Origin of the sequence: Desulfocicer vacuolatum DSM 3385, assembly GCF_900176365.1 — a bacterium.
GTDB lineage: Bacteria > Desulfobacterota > Desulfobacteria > Desulfobacterales > Desulfobacteraceae > Desulfocicer > Desulfocicer vacuolatum.
This window is the reverse complement of record NZ_FWXY01000005.1, coordinates 143,936-161,148: the sequence shown is the minus strand read 5'-3', so window position 1 is coordinate 161,148 and position 17,213 is coordinate 143,936. Positions and strand designations below refer to the sequence as shown.

At 46.7% G+C, this 17,213-nt stretch carries 13 protein-coding genes; 6 read left to right on the top strand and 7 right to left on the bottom strand.

Translation table 11 applies throughout. The features are described 5' to 3' along the window. Nucleotides 1-124: 124 nt before the first annotated feature. Nucleotides 125-871, bottom strand: a complete 747-nt coding sequence (locus B9A32_RS06430) for a TlyA family RNA methyltransferase (RefSeq protein WP_084067646.1) — start codon at nt 869-871, stop codon at nt 125-127. After that, entirely contained in the window at nt 864-2,759 is a 1,896-nt protein-coding gene (dxs, locus tag B9A32_RS06425; RefSeq protein ID WP_084067643.1) for a 1-deoxy-D-xylulose-5-phosphate synthase, read from the bottom strand. Before dxs ends, B9A32_RS06430 begins: the two co-directional genes overlap by 8 nt. Nucleotides 2,760-2,831: 72 nt before the next feature. Between dxs and B9A32_RS21600 the strand changes: the two genes are divergently transcribed. Then, the gene (locus B9A32_RS21600; RefSeq protein ID WP_212637832.1) at nt 2,832-3,014 is read left to right on the top strand and encodes a hypothetical protein; all 183 of its coding nucleotides are present in this window, start codon (nt 2,832-2,834) and stop codon (nt 3,012-3,014) included. On the opposite strand, the gene B9A32_RS06420 is transcribed toward B9A32_RS21600, so the two are convergent. The 3 genes from B9A32_RS06420 to xseA are packed head-to-tail and all read right to left on the bottom strand — an operon-like array spanning nt 2,973 to nt 5,449. Next, nucleotides 2,973-3,911, bottom strand: coding sequence for a polyprenyl synthetase family protein (locus B9A32_RS06420; protein WP_332308495.1), 939 nt, complete (start codon nt 3,909-3,911; stop codon nt 2,973-2,975). The two genes, B9A32_RS21600 and B9A32_RS06420, sit on opposite strands and share 42 nt — an antisense overlap. After that, nucleotides 3,883-4,113: an exodeoxyribonuclease VII small subunit gene (xseB, locus tag B9A32_RS06415; protein WP_084067638.1), complete on the bottom strand. Its 231-nt coding sequence runs from the start codon at nt 4,111-4,113 to the stop codon at nt 3,883-3,885. Before xseB ends, B9A32_RS06420 begins: the two co-directional genes overlap by 29 nt. Beyond that, nucleotides 4,091-5,449: an exodeoxyribonuclease VII large subunit gene (gene xseA, locus B9A32_RS06410; protein WP_084067637.1), complete on the bottom strand. Its 1,359-nt coding sequence runs from the start codon at nt 5,447-5,449 to the stop codon at nt 4,091-4,093. The genes xseB and xseA overlap by 23 nt, the downstream gene beginning before the upstream one ends. Before the next feature lie 336 nt (nt 5,450-5,785). On the opposite strand from xseA, the gene B9A32_RS21595 reads away from it, so the two are divergent. The 5 genes from B9A32_RS21595 (at nt 5,786) to mltF (ending at nt 13,085) form a co-directional block, all read left to right on the top strand. Further along, nucleotides 5,786-6,001 (top strand): hypothetical protein, encoded by a 216-nt coding sequence (locus B9A32_RS21595; RefSeq protein WP_084067636.1) that lies wholly within the window; start codon nt 5,786-5,788, stop codon nt 5,999-6,001. A 450-nt stretch (nt 6,002-6,451) separates the two neighbouring features. Next, nucleotides 6,452-7,159, top strand: coding sequence for a Bax inhibitor-1/YccA family protein (locus B9A32_RS06400; RefSeq protein ID WP_084067634.1), 708 nt, complete (start codon nt 6,452-6,454; stop codon nt 7,157-7,159). Between the two features lie 17 nt (nt 7,160-7,176). Next, the gene (parE, locus tag B9A32_RS06395; protein WP_269749003.1) at nt 7,177-9,315 is read left to right on the top strand and encodes a DNA topoisomerase IV subunit B; all 2,139 of its coding nucleotides are present in this window, start codon (nt 7,177-7,179) and stop codon (nt 9,313-9,315) included. Beyond that, nucleotides 9,315-11,606, top strand: a complete 2,292-nt coding sequence (gene parC / locus B9A32_RS06390) for a DNA topoisomerase IV subunit A (protein ID WP_084067632.1) — start codon at nt 9,315-9,317, stop codon at nt 11,604-11,606. Before parE ends, parC begins: the two co-directional genes overlap by 1 nt. A gap of 48 nt (nt 11,607-11,654) precedes the next feature. Then, nucleotides 11,655-13,085: a membrane-bound lytic murein transglycosylase MltF gene (gene mltF / locus B9A32_RS06385; RefSeq protein WP_084067798.1), complete on the top strand. Its 1,431-nt coding sequence runs from the start codon at nt 11,655-11,657 to the stop codon at nt 13,083-13,085. Nucleotides 13,086-13,260: 175 nt separating this feature from the next. Here mltF and uvrC read toward each other — a convergent pair whose 3' ends face one another. Next, nucleotides 13,261-15,081 (bottom strand): excinuclease ABC subunit UvrC, encoded by a 1,821-nt coding sequence (gene uvrC, locus B9A32_RS06380; protein WP_084067629.1) that lies wholly within the window; start codon nt 15,079-15,081, stop codon nt 13,261-13,263. Between the two features lie 7 nt (nt 15,082-15,088). Next, on the bottom strand, nt 15,089-17,080 hold the full coding sequence (uvrB, locus tag B9A32_RS06375; protein WP_084067627.1) for an excinuclease ABC subunit UvrB: 1,992 nt from the start codon (nt 17,078-17,080) through the stop codon (nt 15,089-15,091). Between the last annotated feature and the right edge of the window lie 133 nt (nt 17,081-17,213).

Sequence of the window (17,213 nt, the reverse complement as noted above, 5' to 3'; positions counted from 1 at the left end):
ATATCAATGATGCAAGGATAGTTTTACCCGAATGCAAGATTCATTGAAAAATTGATGTGGTAAATCAGAACACCTTGACTCCTTTTGTGAAATTATCTTTTTGATGCTTAAACGCATTTTAAAATTAAATTGTTTTTTTCATGGGAAGTATAAATTCAATATTTCCTTTGGGACCGGGCACGGGGGATTCAATAACAGGCTGGGTTTCATACCCACGCTGAACAAAAAAGGATACAATTTCTTCCACAATTTCCCGGCGTAACAGAGGGTCCCTGACCACCCCACCTTTACCGATGCGTTCCTTGCCTGCTTCAAACTGCGGTTTAATTAAAGCCAGAATCAAGGTGCCGGGTTCCATGAACTGTTCCGCCGCCGGTACCACCAGTTTCAAAGATATAAATGAGGTGTCAATGCTAATGAGATCCACTGACTCACCAATGGTGTCAAAATCAATATATCTGATATTGGTACGTTCAATGACCTTTACCCGTTTATCCTGTCGCAGGGACCAGGCCATCTGGCCATATCCCACATCCACGGCATACACTTTTGCCGCACCGTTCTGGAGCATGCAGTCGGTGAAGCCTCCGGTGGATGCCCCGATGTCCAGACAGGTAAGTCCGGACAGATCCAGGGAAAGTACATTCAAGGCCTTTTCCAGCTTCAGTCCCCCCCGGCTGACATAGGGGATGTCTTTTTCTTTTAATGACACCGTTACATGAGGTAAAAATTTTGTGCCGGCCTTGTCCACCACCACATCATTGACCCGCACATTACCGGCCATGATCATGGCCCGGGCCCGTTCCCGGGAAGGTGCCAGTTCCCGTTCCACCATGAGGCTGTCCAGCCTTGTCTTAAGTCCTTTAACCATGGTTCAGCAGTTCCTTTGCCGCTGATATCACCGCTGCGGCGTCCACCTTATATTCTTTGCGTAAAATTTTCTGGGGACCGTGTTCCACAAAGGTATCCTGTATGCCCACCCGTCTGACCCTGCAATGAAAGATATCATTGTCTGCCAGAAGTTCCAGAACGGCACTGCCAAACCCACCGTCCAGGACATGTTCTTCAACGGTGACAATGTTTTGGGTTTTTGCAGCCGTCTCCAATATGAGTTCCCGGTCCAGAGGCTTGATGAACCTGGCATTGATAACGGCCACAGAATGACCTTCCTGCTCCAGCACATCAGCAGCTTTTATGGCCTCTTGAACCACCCGTCCCACAGCCAGGATTAAAATATCCCTGCCGTCCCGGATGCATTCACCCTTGCCAATGTCCAGAATGGGCGCATCTTTAATAATATCGACACCTTCCCCTGGGCCCCGGGGATATCTCAGGGCAATGGGACCGTCATGATTAACGGCGGTTCTTAGCATAATGCCCAATTCGTTCTCATCCCTGGGAGCCATGATGGTCATATTGGGAATATTTCTTAGAAATGCATAATCAAAAAGCCCGTGATGGGTGGGCCCGTCTTCCCCCACAATTCCGCCGCGATCCAGGGCAAAAATAACAGGATGACTGTCAATGCACACATCATGGAGAATCTGATCATAGGCCCGTTGCATAAAGGTGGAGTAAATCGCCACCACCGGTCGCATGCCCCGGGATGCCATGCCTCCGGCAAAGGTGACGGCATGCTGTTCGGCAATGCCCACATCAAAAAATCTATGGGGGAATTTTTCTGAAAAGCCTTTTAACCCGGTACCTTCGGGCATGGCAGCGGTGATGGCCACCACCCGCTCATCCATGGCCGCAATGTCCATCATGGTACTGCCAAACACCTGGGTGTAGGAAGGTATTTTATTATTTGGGGCCGGTGTCTCTTTTTGAGGCGGACTGCCACCGGTTTCAACATCAAAGGCCCCCACACCATGGTAGTACACGGGATTTTTCTCCGCCGGAGGATATCCTTTTCCCTTGGTGGTAATGACATGGAGCAACACCGGTTCATCATGCTTTTTAATATTTTCCAAAATATCAATGAGATGATTTAACCGATGGCCGTCAATGGGACCAAAATAGTCAAAATTAAACGCTTCAAACAGCATGCCCGGGGTGACAAAGGTTTTAAAGGAGTCTTCGGAGCGTTTGGCAAGTTTATAAACATCATCCCCAATACCCGGTAAAGATTTTAAAAAGACACCAAACTCTTTTCTCATGCTCTGGAGGGAGTGGGCTGATAATTTCCTGCTTAAAAAAGAAGAAATGGCCCCCACATTGGGAGAAATGGACATGTCATTGTCGTTGAGTATCACAATAAGATCCCGGTCAGAATCCCCAGCCTGGTTCAATCCTTCATAGGCAAGTCCTGCCGTGAGGGAACCGTCTCCAATGACAGAAATCACTTTGGATCTGTCCTGCTTCAGGTGCTTGGCACTGGCAATGCCAAGTCCTGCGGAAATGGAGGTGCTGGCATGGCCCACAGTGAAGGCATCACAGGGATTTTCACTGATTTTAGTGAATCCGGAAATGCCTTTGTACGATCTCAGTGTGTCAAACTCTTTATCCCTTCCGGTGAGCAATTTATGGGCATATGCCTGGTGCCCCACGTCCCAGATAAGACTGTCCACGGGCAGATTAAATACGTAATGGATGGCCAGGGTCAGCTCCACCGCCCCCAGGCTGGAAGCCAGATGACCGCCGGTTTTTGACACCACAGAAATAATTCTTTCTCTGATTTCATTGGCCAGAATGGGCAGTTCATCCCGGGAAAACGCTTTGAGATCATCACCGTTTTGAATCTGTTGAAGCAGGCTCACTTCTTTATTCTCCTTAAAAATAACGAGTATGTCCCCACGGACACAACAAATATTAAAGGCAGTTATTTTTATATGAAATACCCCGCAAATCCGGGGAATATTTCTACCTTTGTTGTGGGCGGAACGAGGTCAGAATACGGTCCGCCCGTGGCGGTTTATATGAAAGAACAGTTCAATCTAACATTCTTTCATGGTTCGTTGTGGGCAGGGCAGTTATCTTTTTCTTGTTATTATATAATCTGCTATGGCCATTAACGGCCGGGCTTTTTCCCCAAAAGAGATCAGTGAGTCTTTTGCATCCGCCACAAGCTCTTTTGCAAATTTTCTGGACGGTTCAAGCCCCAGAAGGGCAGGGAAGGTTAATTTTTCATGTTCGGCGTCGGAACCGGTGGCTTTGCCCATGACGGCCGGGTCTCCTTCCACATTTAAGATATCATCCACCACTTGGAATGCCAGCCCTATTTTTTCTGAATACCGCCCCAGCTGATCCACCATTTCCCTTGAGCCCCCCACGGCAACAGCACCGGCCTGAACGCTAACCTTTATCATTTGACCGGTTTTAAGCCAATGCAGTTTTTTTAAGTAATTCAAAGCATTTTCCCTGGGCATATCCATGTCCGGTGCCAGCATGTCCATCATTTGCCCCTCCACCATGCCATTGACACCGGCGGCCCGGGAAATCATGAACACAAGTTCAAGCAAGGTGGCATTATTCGGGACAATATTAAAATACGGGGCAGGGTGGGCCAAAACGGTAAACGCATGGGTCAAAAGGGCGTCTCCGGCAAGGACAGCCGTGGCCTCGGAAAATGCTTTATGACAGGTGGGAACCCCCCGGCGAAGATCATCGTCATCCATGGCTGGCAGATCATCATGGATCAAGGAGTAGGTGTGTATCATCTCAATGGCACAGGCCGGAGGCAGAGCAAGATGATAATCCCCCCCCAGAGCCTGGGCTGCGGCCATGCACAAAACAGGTCGAAGGCGTTTACCTCCGGCCATGAGGGAGTGGCTCACGGCCCGGGTTAATTCAAGTTCAGCACTCTGCATGGAAAGGATTTTAAGAAGCGTGCTGTCAAGTAAATTTCGTTTTTTTGCCAGGTATTCTGACAGATCAAATGCATCAGGATTCATGGTTAAACGGCTCTTCAACCAGATCTCCCTGGCTGTCCTTCATTAATAAGGTTATTTTTTTTTCGGTTTTATCCAGTGTTTGAAGACAATATTTGGAACATGCCATGCCTGTTTCAAATTTTTTAATGGATTCTTCCAGGGTCAGGGTGCCGGACTCCAGTTCCCTGACAATCTCTTCCAATTGCATCAGTGTTGATTCAAATGTTTTCTTTCTGGGCATATTGTTTTTCCACCTGACAGATCAGCCGACCTTTGGAAAGAAGAACTTCGACTGAATCTCCGTTTTTAGTTGTTGTACTGTCTGTGATAATTTTTTGTTTTGAATCCCGGGTTCGGGTAATGCTGTAACCTCTGTGAAGCACGGCAAGGGGGCTTAATGCTCCCAGTTTTGAATGATTTTCATGGATTTTTGACCGGGCTGACGTCAGAGTAGATACCATGCTCTGCACAAGTTGCCGGTGCAGAAACCGGCAGGTTTCCTTTTGCTCAGACACCCGTCGCAGGGGAGATGCTGCATACAGGGCATTGGTATACCATGACAGCCTTTCTCCATGGGCTTTTAACTGCCCCTGCATCCGACCGGTGAGACGCTTCTCAAGATCTTCCAGTCGCATTCGAAGATCATCCACCCGGGAGCGGGGATTTTTCAGACGGGAATTAAGAGTTTTTACCTGGGTTTTCAAGTGCTTCAGACCACGTTTCAATGCCGTCTCCAGGGCGTTTTCATAGGTAATAATATCCCGGTGTAATTTTTTTCTTTCAGGCAAAACAAGTTCTGCGGCCGCCGACGGCGTGGGTGCCCGAAGATCTGAAACAAAATCACAAATGGTGAAATCTGTCTCATGTCCCACAGCAGATACAACAGGAATCGAGGATGCAAAAACAGCCCTTGCAACCCTTTCGGAGTTAAAGGCAGCCAGATCTTCCAGGGAACCGCCCCCCCGGGCCACGATAATCACCTGGGAAGTTGCACATTTATTTACTGTTTCAATGGCTTGCTCAATGTCTGTTTCTGCACCGTCTCCCTGGACTTTTACCGGTACAACCTCCAGGTGAATTCCGGAAAACCGTCGTTGGGAAACTTGTATGATATCCCGAACCACGGCTCCGGTGGGAGAGGTTATGATGCTGATTTTTAAAGGTAAAAAGGGCAGGGTGCTTTTATGGGATTTGTCAAAAAGCCCTTCTGCGGCCAGCTGTTTTTTTAGCAATTCAAATTTTGCATGTAAAAGCCCGGCACCGTCCGGAGCCATGTGCTCAAAAATAATTTGATAATTTCCCCGGGGTTCATACAGGGATAATCTGCCCATGCCGGTGATGCGCATGCCGTTTTCCGGATTAAAGGGCATACGCTTTAATTGGTTGCGAAACATTACACCATTGATGAGTGCACCGTCATCCTTTAAGGAAAAATAACAATGGCCTGAGGCCGGGCGTGACAGATTAGAAATTTCTCCGGTGAGCCATACAAAGGGATATGTGGACTCAATCAATTGCTTGAGCTGACGTGTCAAGCCTGAAACTGTGTAAATCTGTGGAGAATTCTTGCTGTTCATTATATATCCATAATTATTTAAATTTGCCCACACCCCGGGACCTCAATACATTCCCGGTTTTTTAATTTGCCGTTGGAATATTTTCATTCCAGCAAATCACATGGGGCGCACATAAGAACCGGAAAATTAATCAAAGGGGATAATAGAACAGACGGAGCGGAATGACAATACCAAATCATTCTCCACAAACCGGAATGGCTGTGAAATCTGCTGTTTTAAATTCCTCTCTGTAATTTTATGCCATTTGAGCACAGGCTGGCATAATAAAAATACTTAATGACTTGTGTAAAAATACGGGCACTGCAAAAAAAACATTGACAAATAATCTGGCATATTTTGTCAGAAGCAACGAATATTGAAAATGGGTACTATGCCAACACGGGCATGATTGGTTTGATGTTGGTGGCGCAGGCGCACAGGGATAATCCAAAAATCATACGGCATACGTTATGTAAACTTATTTATGGGAAAACCGGGACAAATGGAGATAAATATTATTTTCGATTTATTGATGCTGATAATATATATTATGTTAACTTTTTTCTTAAGTAAAAAGTTAAATACACAAATTATAAATCTCTCTCCCCTATTCACATAAATTGTCTGTGCATGAAAAATATCCTGAACTTTTTAAATTTCATCCAAACTTATTTCAAGTTTGATATGCTTAGGACTGCATTTGTGGGCCTTACAGCAAAGTTTTAAAAAATTTTTGACTCATCGGGATTCCTTTATTAAAATTGTAATTCTAATTTGAATTTTTTAGTGACCAAAAAATCAATGGATGATTTTCTAAAAATCGTATTTATAAATTTAAGTTGAAATGTCCATGGGCTGTGTTATATTTTTATATAATCGCCACGGGCGGACCGTATTCTGATCCGGCCCTGGCCACAACAAAGCTTGAAATACCCTCCCTGATTTGCGGAGTATTTCATATGCCAACTGAACTGAACGACAATTGTTTTAATTTTTCTAAAATAATACAGGAGATATTTTAAAATGAATCTTTCATCTTCCTTTTCCCAGGCCGGCTCACTGGTTCGCGTTAACGCATTTATCAGGAGCGTGTACAACTGGATGGCCATTGGCCTTGGCTTAACCGCCCTCACTGCTTTTTATGTGGCCACCACCCCTGCACTGCTTCAGTTTATCTTTGGAAACCAACTGGTTCTTTTTGGCATGATCATTGGTGAACTTGGCATGGTCTTTTACCTGTCTGCCCGGGTACAAAAAATGAGTGCATCCACAGCCACGGCACTGTTTGTCTTTTATTCCATACTCAACGGTGCCACCCTGGCATCCATTTTTATTATTTATACTGCTTCATCCATTGCCAGCACTTTTATTGCATGCGCCTTAACCTTTGGGGCATGCAGCATTTACGGCATGGTGACCAAACGTGATCTCACCTCCATGGGTGGTTTCCTCATGATGGGCCTCATGGGTATTATCATTGCCTCTTTGGTTAATATGTTTTTTAGAAGTCCCGGCGTCAGCATGGTTATTTCCTATGTGGGTGTGCTGGTTTTTGTGGGACTCACCGCCTATGATACTCAAAAACTCAAACAAATGGCCCTGACCCAGCCGGCAGATGCCAGTGGGGCCATGGTCAGAAAAGGTGCCATTATGGGTGCCCTTTCCCTGTATCTGGATTTTATCAATCTGTTCATCATGCTGCTTCATATTTTTGGTGTATCAAGGGATTAATATTTTCAAAACAATACTTGCAATCACAAATTAAACAGCAGATCCCAGACAGGGCCATGGGCCTTGTCTGGTGGCTTTTCTGCTGTTTTTTTATTTTCAAAACCACCCCAAAATCAATTACAGCTGCCTGCTGTGACCCGGCAGCCGGAGTTTCATATAAAAAACAAGGAGTTCTCGCCCTGATCATGGAGCTGTTTAAATCTGAAATTGACACGGACAACGGCAAAAATAAGGACGTCGGGTCCGCCGGTTATAATGCTGAATCCATAGAAGTTCTCAAGGGCCTTGATCCTGTCAAGCGTCGTCCCGGCATGTATACCGATACTGCAAGCCCGGACCATCTGGCCCAGGAGGTGATTGATAACAGCGTGGATGAAGCCATTGCCGGGCATGCCAATCGCATTGACGTAATCATGCACACCGACAACGCCCTTGAGGTCCGTGACAATGGACGCGGCATGCCCGTGGATATTCATCCCGTGGAAAAAATATCCGGGGTGGAGCTCATCATGACCCGCCTCCATGCCGGTGCCAAATTTTCCAGCAAAGATTATGATTTTTCCGGCGGCCTTCACGGGGTCGGTGTTTCTGTTGTAAATGCCCTTTCCACGTTCATGGAGGTTTTAATTCTCCGGGGGGGTACCCTTTACAGGATTACCTTTAAAGATGGTTTTAAGGACCGGGATCTTGAAATCATAAAAGAAACCAAAACAAAAAAATCCGGCACCACCATTCGATTTTATCCGGACACCTCCTATTTTGATGTGCCAAAATTTTCCAAAAAAACGTTGAAACATGTTTTGAAAGCCAAAGCGGTTCTCTGTCCCGGTCTTTTAATTACTCTATTGGATAAAAAAAACGGGACCCGGGATGAATGGCAATTTGAAAACGGTTTGCTTGATTATCTCACAGAATCCTTTGACGGCTGTGATACCTTGCTGGGAGATCCCTTTACCGGAACAAAAAAGACCGAGGATGCCGCTGTGGACTGGGCCGTGGACTGGAGTGAAGAAAAACGGGACAATCTGTGTGAAAGTTATGTCAACTTAATTCCCACCCGCCAGGGGGGTACCCATGTCAATGGATTCCGGTCCGGGCTTTTGGAATCCATACGGGAATTTTGCGGGTTCCACGATCTGTTGCCCAAAGGGGTTCACATTGCACCGGAGGATATCTGGCAAAACATTGGATTTATTTTATCGGTAAAGCTTTCCGATGCTCAGTTTTCCGGCCAAACCAAGGAACGCCTATCCTCCCGTCATTGCAGTGGTTTTGTCAATACCGCCGTGAGAGATGCATTCAGCCTGTGGCTAAATCAAAACACAGCAGTGGGTGAAAAACTGGCGGCAGCAGCCCTGGAAAATGCCAGAAGTCGATTGAGAAAAGCCAAAACCGTCACCCGCAAACGGGTCACTGCCGGCCCTGCCCTGCCCGGTAAATTGTCCGACTGCACCTCCAATGATCCTGCAAAAAGCGAATTGTTCCTGGTGGAAGGAGACTCTGCCGGCGGTTCGGCCAAACAGGCCCGGGACAGACAGTTCCAGGCCATCATGCCCCTGAGGGGAAAAATTCTAAACACCTGGGAAACCGATCCCTCCCAGATCCTGGCATCCCGGGAAATCCATGATATCTCCGTGGCCATGGGGGTGGACCCGGATACAGAGGATATTTCAGGCCTTCGCTACCATAAAATCTGTATTCTGGCCGATGCAGATTCCGACGGACTTCACATTGCCACCCTATTATGTGCATTGTTTTATCGTCATTTCAGTGAGGTGGTGCGCCGGGGACATATTTTTGTGGCCATGCCCCCCCTGTTTCGCATTGATGTGGGCAAAGAGGTGTTTTATGCACTGGATGAAGATGAAAAGGAAAGTATCATCAAAAAGATTGAACGCAGGAAAAAACATGGTAAAATCAATGTCCAGCGATTTAAGGGATTGGGAGAGATGAACCCGCTTCAGCTCAGGGAAACCACCATTTCGCCGGACACCCGCCGTCTGGTTCAACTCACCGTTGCAGAAAACGGGAAGCAAAATGCCAACAATAAGCCCCGGGGGGTTTTTGAAATAATGGATCTTTTACTGGGTAAAAAACGGGCCTCGGATCGACGCTGCTGGATCGAAGAAAACGGCAATTTAATGGAGGTGGAATAATGACAACTGTTTCACCTGTGGAGTTGGATGATTTTGAGAAAATGCCCTTTGGGGATTTTGCGGAAAAAGCGTATCTCAACTATGCCATGTATGTCATTCTGGACCGGGCCCTGCCCAACATTGCCGACGGACTTAAGCCCGTGCAGCGAAGAATTGTCTATGCCATGAGTCAGCTGGGGCTTTCAGCCACAGCAAAATATAAAAAATCTGCACGCACCGTGGGGGATGTGCTGGGTAAATTTCATCCCCATGGGGATTCTGCCTGCTACGAAGCCATGGTGCTTCTGGCCCAGCCGTTTTCCTGTCGTTACCCCCTGCTGGACGGCCAGGGCAACTGGGGTGCTCCGGATGATCCCAAATCCTTTGCCGCCATGCGTTATACAGAATCCAGACTTTCCCGGTACAGCGAGTTATTGCTCGCAGAGCTCAATGCCGGAGCCACCCAATGGCGTCCCAATTTTGACGGTACCCTTAAAGAGCCCACTCTGCTCCCTGCCCGTCTTCCCAACCTGATTCTCAACGGCACCACCGGTATTGCCGTGGGCATGGCCACGGATATCCCCCCCCATAATTTAACAGAGGTGGGCAAAGCCTGTATTTACCTTCTGGATCATCCCGGGGCTGACATAGATGCTGTCATGGCATTTCTCCAGGGACCGGATTACCCCACAGATGCCGAAATCATCACTCCGTCCCATGAAATCCGGGAAATGTACATCACCGGAAACGGTAGAATTAAAATGCGGGCCACCTATGTTGAAGACCGTGGGGACATTGTCATCACTGCACTGCCCTTTCACTCCTCCGGTGAAAAAATCCTTGAGCAGATTGCCGGTCAGATGGAGACCAAAAAATTACCCATGGTGTCAGATATCCGGGATGAATCTGATCACGAATCCCCCACCCGTCTGGTGATTGTGCCAAAATCTGCCAGAACCAATCTCAATGCCCTCATGGACCATCTGTTTGCCACCACGGATCTGGAACGCTCCTATCGGGTGAACATGAACATGATCGGTTTAAACGGCAAGCCCGAAGTAAAACCCATGCTGACCTTTTTGCATGAATGGCTTAAATTCCGCCGGGACACTGTAACCAAAAGGATTACCCACCGCCTGGATCAGGTTCTGGATCGGCTGCACATTCTGGAGGGGCTGCTCATCGCCTTTTTAAACATTGATGAGGTCATTGAGATTATCCGAACCCGGGACGATGCTGAAAATGCCTTGATGCAACGTTTCAATCTTTCAAACCGCCAGGCAAAATCCATCCTTGAAATTAAACTTCGCCATCTTGCCAGACTGGAGGAGATGAAAATAAAGGGGGAGCAGGAGGAGCTTGACAAGGAACGCAAATCCCTTGAAAAAATACTGGGCTCAAAAAAACAGCTGACCAATCTGATAAAAAAAGAGATCCGCCAGGACATCAAGGTCCACGGAGATGAAAGACGATCCCCCATCTGTGAACGAAAGGAGGCAGAAGCCTTTTCAGAGGAGGAGGTCATTGCCACAGAGCCTGTGACCGTCATTCTTTCCACCAACGGTTGGATCAGATCTGCCAAAGGCCATGACATTGATCCGTCAAAGCTTAAATTTAAAACAGGGGATTCCCTGCGAACCCATGCCAGAATCATGAGTAACCGCCCAGTGATCTTTCTGGACAACACAGGACGCAGCTATGCCCTCTCTGCCCACTCTCTTCCGTCGGCCAGGGGCATGGGAGAGCCGTTGACCGGACGACTGGCTCTGAAGCCGGAGGCCTTTATATGTCATATGGTAACCGGTGAAGATGATGCCCTTTATTTTATTTATTCAGATACGGGATTTGGTTTTATCACGGATTTTGAAAACCTGATCACCCGGAATAAAAACGGAAAGGTCCTCATTAATCTCTCCCCCCAGGCCCAACTGATGACGCCGGAAATAATAAAACAACCGTCCACGGATTTAATTGCAGTGATCACCACGGCCGGTCGTTTCTTGATTTTTCCGGTTCAGGAGATGCCGAAATTGGAAAAGGGAAAGGGGAATAAAATCATCGGCATTACCAAGGGGGAAATTGAAAATAGTCGGGGGGAACGCATCAACATACTGAAAATAATTCCCCGGGGAGCCACCTTGGTCATCCATGCGGGAAAACATTTTTTGCGATTAAAACCCGGGAACCAGGAAAATTACACAGGGAAACGCGGACTTCGCGGCAGAAAGCTTCCCCGGGGATTTCAGAATGTAAAAGACCTGGAAGTGATCCCCCCCGAGGTGACCAATGAACAAAAACCGCCAGAGGAATAAAATTTGATCCCTGAATTTAATTTTGAATGCCCAAAGTCATTTGCGGGTGTGAAAAAATTCATTGAGAATTATTTTTTATTAGCCCTTTTTCTGCTGCTCATCAGCGGGCTTGTGGTGGTTTGCATTTATATTGAAACCCCCCAAAAAAATGCAGACACCAATGCACTGTCAAGGATCTTAAAAAAGAAAAAAATTCGATTCATCACAGATAACAACGGCAATGCCTATTACACCTATCGCGGTGAATCCATGGGATTTGAATATGAACTTGCCCGGGCCTTTGCCGATTTCCTTGATGTGGAGCTGGAAGTGTTGACACCGGGATGGAACAGCATGATTTCCATGCTTGAAACCGGCAAAGGGGATTTCATTGGGGCTGCCCTCACCATTACCCAGCGACGGCAGGTGAACCTGCTTTTCTCCCAGCCTTACATGCAGGTTCAACAACAACTGATTTATCATAAAACAACCCCTGGCATTAAAACCCTTGAAGATCTCAAGGGTAAAACCGTCCATGTCCGCAGAAATACTTCCTACCACGATTGTCTTGAAAAATTAAAAGAAAGCGGTATTGATCTTAATATCGCCTTGCTGGACAACACCCCCTCGGAGGAGATCATTGGCATGGTGGCTGCAAAAAAAATTGACTATACCGTGGCAGACTCCAACATTGCCCAGCTCAACCGCCGGTATTATCCAGACATTGTCATCGGCATGGCGATTAAAGGGGTGGAATTTCTTGGATGGGCTGTTAACCCTCGGGAGATAAAGCTCATGGACCGCATCAATCTTTTTTTTTACAGCATCAATAAAACCGGATACTATCAAAAACTTGTCCAGACCTATTATGGAAATCTTGATAATTTTGACTACTTTGATGTAAAAAAATTTCATAAAAGACTGGAAACACGTTTTCCTAAATATCGCAAATATATTATTCAAGAATCCTTTAAGTATGGATTTGACTGGCGGATCGTGGCAGCCCTGGTGTACCAGGAATCTCATTTTGATCCCCTGGCCAGAAGTTTCACAGGAGTGCGTGGATTGATGCAGGTCACAGCAAGCACAGCCAGGGAAATGGGTATATCCAATCGCCTGAATCCAGTTCAAAGTCTCCGGGCCGGTATTAAATATCTCCATGTCATGTACCAAAAATTTGATGACATTGAAGACCCCGATGAAAAACTGCTTTTTGCCATTGGCAGTTATAATGTGGGATATGGTCATGTAAGGGACGCACAAAGGCTGGCAATAAAAGAGAGTCTGGACCCGTTAAAATGGGCATCCCTTGAAAAGACCCTTCCTCTTTTAAGTAAACGGAAATACTATCGTAAAACAAGGCATGGTTATGCCAGGGGATGGGAACCTGTCAGACATGTTCAACAGATTTTAATGTATTATGATATTTTAAAAAAGAAACTGGCACCGCCGGAGGAAAAACGTATTATCCCCCATCAATCCCCCGGAGCAGACGCTTAAAATTTCAGGCATAACCACAACATTCTCGATTTAAAAAAAATTGGTGTCAGGAATCCCAACGAATTTGTAAATACCCGGGTTGCTAATGTAAATACTTAACCAATGCCCACATTCACTTTGCAACTGCGTAGCATAAAAATGAGTGAGAGGGTAGCTGTGGAATCTTTAAAGGATTTTATGGGTGCAGCACCTCAAACACGGCCCGGGCCGACGGCAATGTCATTCCGGGCAATGCAGCAAGCTCTTCCAAGGGTGCAAGTTTCATGGCAGAAATCCCTTTATAAGCCTCTAACAACACCGTTTTTCGTTTTTTTCCAATACCGGGGATATCATCCAGAATTGATCCCCCAGCTCTGTTATTGCGCCTTTTTCTCTGAAATCCAATGGCCACTCTGTGGGCTTCGTCCCGCAATTGCTGTAAAAGATACAGCGCCTTTACTGCCCGGGCCGTGTTCAGGGGATTGGAGCGATGGGGAATATAAATTTTATCGTGCTCTTCGCCTTTTTCCACATCTTTTTTAGCAAGTCCCACCACAGGAATCTGCCCTGTCATTCCAAGGTCCTTTAACACAGCCATGGCCATGGACAATTGTCCTTTCCCGCCATCCACCACCAGAAGATCGGGAAACGGCAAAGGCTCTTTCTTGCCCGGAACAAACCGCCGGGTGAGCACTTCGGTCATGCAGGCATAATCATCAGGACCTTTTACCCCGTTAATAATGAACTTTCTATAAGCTGCCTTGTCCGGTTTTCCATCGGTAAACACCACCATGGAGGAAACCGGATCTGTGCCTGCCATGTTGGAGTTATCATAACATTCAATGCGCCGGGGAAGGCAGGGTAGCTCCAGAAGGTTCTGGAGCATGACAAGCACCCCACGGGTCTCTGCCCGTTGGGACAAAGAGGTGGAGAGCTCATTCTCTGCATTAAGACGGGCCATGTCCATGATTTTCTTTTTATCCCCCCGTTCCGGAGTGAGTAAATAAACCCTGCGGCCCTTTTTTTCTGTGAACCGCCTTTCAAGGATCTCTTGGTCCTCCACTCCATGGGATAACAAAATCTGGGGGGGAATAAATGTGTTGTTTTCATAATACTGCATGAGAAAGGCCCCCATGATTTCCGGGATAGCGTTCCAGATCATGTCAAAATGAAAATGCCGGGTACCGTTTACATAACCGGAACGGACATATAATAAGGTCACCACTGCCCTGCCCTGATCTCCGTGGCAGGCAATGACATCCCTGTCCATCATATCCGCGCTCACGGCAATTTGCCGCTCCAGTGTTTTTTCAATGGCAAACAGCGTATCCCTCAGATGGGCTGCCTTTTCAAAGTTCTGGAGATCTGCCTGGTGCATCATCTCCTTTTTCAGGCGCTGGATCAACTCCGGTGCCCTGCCCTTTAAAAAAAGCGTCACATCATTGACAATCTCCATGTACACTTCAGGGGGTACATCCAGGCAGCAGGGTCCCAGGCAGGTTTTCATCTGATATTGCAGACAAGGGCGGGAGCGGTTGTTAAACTGGGTATTTTTACATTTTCTGAGTTTAAAAATCCTATTGACCTGCTTTAAGGTGTATCTGACGCTGTGGGCCGATGAGTATGGACCAAAATAGGTGGCCCCGTCATTTTTAATTTTTCTCACCACCTGGAGGGCGGGATATTTGTCCGTGGTATCCAGGCGCAGGCAGGGGTAATTTTTGCCATCCTTGAGAATAACATTGTATTTTGGTTTATGTTTCTTGATCAATGTGGATTCAAGGATCAGGGCTTCATGGTCACCGGCCGTGACAATGAGATCAAAATCAACAATATTTTTAATGAGAATGCCGGTTTTTGGATCATGTCCCGTCTCTTTGATAAAATAAGCGGCCAGCCGTTTTTTTAAATTTCCGGCCTTGCCCACATAAATGATCCGGCCTTTGCCATCCTTCATGAGATATACCCCGGGGGCACCCGGGGTGTTTTTGTATTTTTCCTGTAAAGCGATGTCCATGGAAGGGTTATAACTCCTTGATGCGGTTGAGCTCTTTAATTTTGTCCCTTAAATCCGCTGCTTTTTCAAATCGCATCTCATCCGCGGCTTTTTTCATTTCCATGGTAAGGCCTTTGATGATCTCTTCCAGATTATCAGACGTGGCATCGTAACCCTGTATTTCTTCCCCAATACCTTCATCCGAACCGGAGATGTTTTTCTCCATGGTATAATCAAAGGTTCTTAACTCTTTTTTTATGGTGGAGGGAGTGATGTGATGCTTTTCATTGTGACTCTTTTGGATTTTGCGACGTCGATGGGTTTCTTCCATGGCTTTTTTCATGGATGGTGTGATGTGATCAGCATACATGATCACCTTTCCGGCAGCATTTCTGGCAGCCCTGCCAAAGGTCTGGATCAACGAACGATAGGATCGCAAAAAGCCTTCTTTATCGGCATCCAGAATGGCCACCAGGGACACCTCGGGAATGTCAAGCCCCTCCCGGAGAAGATTGATGCCAATGAGAACATCAAAAATGCCCTTTCTTAAATCCTGTATAATATCAATGCGCTCCACAGTGCCGATATCGGAATGGAGGTATTTCACCTTCATGCCAAAATCCGCAAAATAATCGGTCAAATCTTCGGACATGCGTTTGGTTAGAGTGGTCACCAGTACCCGTTCATCGGCCTCCACCCGCTTCATGATTTCTTCATAAAGATCATCCACCTGGGTTTTGGCGGTTCGCACCTCAAGGACCGGGTCCAGAAGGCCTGTGGGGCGCACAATCTGTTCAGCCACCCTGCCCCGGGATTTGTCCATTTCATAATCTGCCGGTGTGGCTGATACATACACCACACAGGCAGTTTTTTTCTTGAACTCTTCAAATTTTAACGGGCGATTATCCAGGGCCGAGGGCAGTCGAAAGCCGTGACTCACCAAATTTTCTTTGCGGGATCGGTCTGCCTTGTACATGGCACCCACCTGGGACACGGAGATATGACTTTCATCAAAAAAAAGAAGAAAATCATCGGGAAAATAATCCAGCAAGGTGGGGGGGGGCTCCCCCGGGGATCTGCCGGTGAGGTGCCGGGAATAATTTTCAATGCCGTTGCAATAACCGATTTCATTCATCATTTCAAGGTCGTACTGGGTCCGCTCTTCCAGGCGCTGGGCCTCTATTAATTTATTTTCCTTGTAAAAATATTCCAGACGCTGTTTTAATTCTTCGGTGATGGCCTTTACTGCCCGTTTCCGGGTCTGGCTCTGGGTGACGTAGTGAGACGCCGGAAAAATGGCGGTTTTTTTAATGGTGTGGAGCACGGTTCCTTTTAAAGGATCAATTTCGGCAATGCTTTCAATGTCATCCCCGAAAAAATCAATGCGCAACGCGATTTCCTCTTCATAGGCGGGAAACACCTCCACCCGATCCCCCCGGACCCGGAAAGTTCCCCTGTGGAAATCCACATCATTGCGGCTGTATTGAATGTCCACCAACTCTTTTAACAGGGATTCCCGGGATTTTTCCATATCCTGTTCAATTTCCACTCGCAAAGCCAGGTAATCCTCCGGGGCACCCAGTCCATATATGCAAGAAACACTGGCCACCACAATGACGTCTTTTCTGGCAAGTACGGACCGGGTGGCGGAATGACGCATCTTATCAATGAGTTCATTGATGGAAGAGTCCTTTTGAATATAGGTGTCACTGGAGGGGATATAGGCTTCCGGCTGATAATAATCATAATAACTGACAAAATACTCCACAGCATTTTCCGGGAACAATAATTTGAACTCATTGTAAAGCTGGGCAGCCAGGGTTTTATTGGGGGCAATGATGAGACTTGGCTTTTCATTCGATGCAATGATATTAGCCATGGTAAATGTTTTGCCGGACCCGGTGACCCCTAAAAGCACCTGATGGGCAGCCCCCTGTTGAATGCCCTGGGAAAGGTATTTAATGGCCCGGGGTTGATCACCGGTGGGTAGAAATTGTGATTTTATCTTAAACAGACCCATTAAGCTCCTGAAGTTAGCATGAAAATTTATTTATAAATCAAGGAAATGTCATCTATTATGGAGTGGTCAATTCCATCATATTATGGTAAGGATTATTTTCTAAAATTCAAATTTAATTTAAAAAAAAGGACTA